The 4,336-nt window shown below is 41.5% G+C and carries 2 protein-coding genes; both read right to left on the minus strand.

Annotated elements, in window-relative coordinates:
* Nucleotides 1-1,216 precede the first annotated feature (1,216 nt).
* Nucleotides 1,217-3,040 (minus strand): ATP-binding protein, encoded by a 1,824-nt coding sequence (locus tag ACFQ2O_RS20205; RefSeq protein WP_377532331.1) that lies wholly within the window; start codon nt 3,038-3,040, stop codon nt 1,217-1,219.
* Nucleotides 3,037-4,212, minus strand: a complete 1,176-nt coding sequence (locus ACFQ2O_RS20210) for an SIR2 family protein (RefSeq protein WP_377532334.1) — start codon at nt 4,210-4,212, stop codon at nt 3,037-3,039. The genes ACFQ2O_RS20205 and ACFQ2O_RS20210 overlap by 4 nt, the downstream gene beginning before the upstream one ends.
* Nucleotides 4,213-4,336: the final 124 nt, after the last annotated feature.

Raw genomic sequence — 4,336 nt, forward strand, 5'->3', positions numbered from 1 at the left:
CTTAAAATCTCAATTATTGATTCAATTGTTTCGTCCATTTTAAATTCTAGAATATTTTAATATTGCCTAATTACTGGATATGCGTGAACATACGTTTATCTGCACTATGTACGGAAGTAGTTGGAGACATAATTGCTCCCGATTTCGGTGCTCTTGTGCATACTGTTATGAATTCAGCCCTACCCTCAATATAGTAAATTCCATCTATAGTTCATCCCCGCTGGCTGCCGTTTCAACTTTATTAACAATAAAGTGTGGGGCTGCAGCTGTCTCTTTACTGTATCGGCGGTTGCTGATGGTTTGATCGGGGTTGGAACAGGCTCAGCTGAAGGCGAAAAGCACCGAAAATAGGGTTATAGGTGCCATATGGGCTACACTAACTGTGTTTTACCCGCTCCTATTCGTGTAAACTCGCGTTATAACGCGGCTGGTAATGATTTGGGACAACAACGAAATCTGTTGCTCACACTTCACCAAACATTCCTCAAACCAGCAGCAAACTCCCAAGCCACCGTCACTTTCTTTTCACCGTATCATCAAACGACCAAATTTTAAGATAAGTAATGCACCCTGGCAGAGGCTCATCAGTCACCCTTTAGGCAGGTTGATCTCCGTTTGAAATGTGTTTGATGTGCGTGTGGTAGGCTAGCAAGTAGCCTATTTTATGACTTGCAGCGCAGTGTCGTATGACAGCAAAATTCTTTGTTCAGGGGACAGGAGGGAAGAAACACAGCGTCAAGCTAAAGAATCAGTCTTTCGTTGTCAGGTTTGATTTGTGTTTGCCCCTGGTTTGGTTGTCTTGGAAAAGGAGGGTTTTGTGAGCGAATCTCCAATCGATCTATAGTATTTACTTATAACAGTTGCTATGGAATGGCGGGCGTTGCCCTGCTTGATTTGAAAGGCTGCTTTAGTGTTGGTGCGTGCTAGACCAAAGACCTGAAATATCAAGCAATCTCCTCGCTGATTTTTACAGCACTACCGCGTAACCGAAAGATCACAACAAAAGGGGAGCAATAATCAATTGATTATTGCTCCCCTTTTGTTGTGATACCTTAGCTAATAAGTAGGCTTAGCTTAAGTAATGTAGAATTTAAATAGAGCGAGAGGTCTTTAGTTGTTGCCTTTCTATATACAATATATTACCTCTTTAAGAAACAGGCTAAGTAGAGTTTTTACTATTGGCCGGTTACTAAAACGTATAGCTCTTCTCTAAAACTTAATTTGCGTGCTGCCCTACCCATCTGTTAGCAACATTCTGTAATGCTTCCGTGCAATCTTGTGCGTTCAACCATCCTTCCACGAAACTGATGTCATGAGAATCAGGCAACTTTTCTTTTGTAAGGCTATTGATTCTTATGCGACTAGGCAAGGCAGCAGCCTCACCTACAAATATGGCTTCTCTTCTTGTTAAAGATGACAACATTTTGGTTAGACCGGAGATGCTGTCTGGCAAAAACTTAGAAACATGCTCTTGATCATTCGAATTTGTCAGTCTTAGAATTAGCCAGGAGTTGCACTGTGATAGAACGGTAGCTTCAACATCCGATGGTCGCTGCGAAACAAGCATTAAGCCCAATCCATACTTTCTTCCTTCTTTGGCAATCCGCCTAACTGCTTCTTGCGCTTCTTTATACTGAGCCTCCCCATGGTTGGGCACATAACGATGGGCTTCCTCACATACAAAGAGCACCGGATCACTCTTTCTTTCTTCTCTAGTTTGCCACAGCTTGTACTGAAACAATAATCTGGCAATTAGAGCAGTCAGGGGACCAGCCACCTCATTAGGTAATCCTGAAATGTCTATGATGCGCAAATTTTTTCCATCTGATCCTCCTACAAATTGTGACAAAATGGAATCTAAGGACGCAGCACCTTCAGCATACTCATCCATGATGAATGATAGCTGAGGATTTGACCTTAGAACCTTTAGCTTTTTTAGTATGCTATCCATTTTCTCCCTTGCCGTAACAGCTAGGTTTTCCGTCTTCTGAGGTTTTCTCCCCTGAACTTTATCTATATGTTTTACAAGTTCTGAAATTAAGAATGGAACAGGTTTGTCTCTATCAAAATTTAAAATTTGGTTTAAAGTGATCCCCGCTGAAGGCACATCATCTTTTGCTTCACCAAAAGGTTCATCTCCAACATTTTCTACAAGGCCACAGTGCAACATCCTGGCATAAGTAATAGCCTGGTATATAATATTATTCTGTGAGGTAGCCTCAAATTCAGTTTTCCCGATAAATAGCGACCTAAGTTCATCACTGGACATCAGCCAATACGGCAGCTTAAGTTGCTCTACATCCCTATTAGCAGTAGCAGCTTCATTATACGCTCTATACACTTTTGCCTTACCAGCAAAAGCAGTAGCATATTCACCATGTGGATCAATAATAACAATGCGAGGATTGATTGTTGTACCTTCATGTGTATGCTCTAGTACAGAATGAAGAATAGAAGCTACTGTACCTGATTTGCCTGATCCTGTGGACCCTAATATAGCGCAGTGGTGCCCGAACAACTTATCGATATTTGCTCTACAGACAGCATTGTTACCTCCGATGTAATGCCCAATTGGAACCAATGGACTGACACTGTTCTTATTTGAAAATTGCTCCGCAGCTTGGTAGACGGCCTCAAGCTCTCCATTCAGGCATAAGAAGGCACCCTGCAAAGGGAGAGGGTAAGTCTCTACGCCCCGCGTAAAGGAAAGCTTACAATCTTTATTACTCCATAGGCCCTGCCCAAACAGATCCGCTTCGAGTACTCGCGTATCATCATCTGGGGTTATGGGAGTACTGCCTTCCTCAGCTATTATGTCTGAGCGCATACGAAGCATCCGGACGTAGGCAAACAGAATTTTACGTCCAAAATGCACTTTGATGATGCTCCCGATTTGACCTACCGGATAAACTTTACCATCTACTGAACGTGTCAGCTCTGTTATCTTAACATCTAATTCAATTCGTATCGCACTGCCGTTGACTTCAATTATCTTTCCGATTCGAAGGTCAGACCTTGCTTCAAATAATTTCTGCTTCATACGTCACCTGATGTTAAAAAATTTGTTAACCCACTAAAGGTCCACCACCAGAGCGGATCTTCAGTTTCAGGCTGAACAGCTACTGTTGAGTTATGGTATATCCCCTTCTTCCCTGCTACATAGATACGACTTCCAAAGTCTTCATCTTTAAGCCAACGGTCAAGAGTTTTATTTATAATTATGTCTTCTTTAGGGGATTCTTCTGAAAAAGCTAATAAGGTAGTTCTGTTACCTTTGGTTCTTAATGCGGATTCTATTTCTGCATTAATATGATCATCCCCAAAGCTATATCCACAAGTTGCGAGAACATTGTCTTGCGGAGAGTTCAATGCACGCCTAAACCTTTCAAAGAGGAATGAGAACGGATCTTTCTGGGTTTCCACGTATTTAGTTGCCTGAGGATAGATCATTATGTCAGCAACATCGGGTAAATATTTAGTGCCATACCGTACTCTTACTAGTCCATACGTTTTGTCACAATGCCAATCAATCGAGCCGTGTAATTTGTATACTCCGCATGTTAGTTGTTTATCATCGGCTTTGGTAAATTCATTCTTGGCATTCCAGAACCCGACCGCTCCTCCCGAGAATCCGTCTATTACAATCTTCTTTTCAATTGCTAAGGCATCTTCCAAAAGTGTGTCATAGTTTGTCGTAAAGAAAGACAGCCTGGAACGGCTTTCTAGATTAGCCCTGTTCTTATACAGCGCTTTTACGAAGGCTAGATGATGGGAAATGTCTACAATAGGTACTTCCGGAGTACCTATTTCGGCTTCCTTTCCTTCTTCCTTAATGTAACCGTAGCGAACAGTGTTGCCGATAGCTGCAATTATGGTACGGTGCATTTTACGCAGTTCCTCACAAGTAAAATTTTTATCGCATATTTTAGCAGACTTATCTTTTGAGCGCTCAGAAAGGGCAATCAGATCACCTAGATGACTTAGGTAATGCTCAATGTGACAGTCCTCATCTAGATCATCAGTTAATGTTTGGTATATATCCTTGTCTTTAGCCTCCGCAGAAGCTTCTATTATTGCTTTAACCCTATCTGTTAAGGGAAACATCAATGGGATGTTTGACTTGAAGCTAATGCCGGCCCCTAATAGCCAGTTCTGTCGTGGAGAGTCAAGGTGCTTTTTAAGTTCCTCTGTTAATGTCTCAAAGTCATGCATAGTATACTTGTACCTATTTATTATAAACTCACTGTAAGCATGCCTCAGACTAATAGAGAAACAACTCTAATAGCATTCTTTCTTGCTCAGAACATTCATTACAGTAACAATATACACGATTAAT

It is taken from the genome of Pontibacter rugosus, from assembly GCF_042678745.1.
GTDB classification, from domain to species: Bacteria; Bacteroidota; Bacteroidia; order Cytophagales; family Hymenobacteraceae; genus Pontibacter; species Pontibacter rugosus.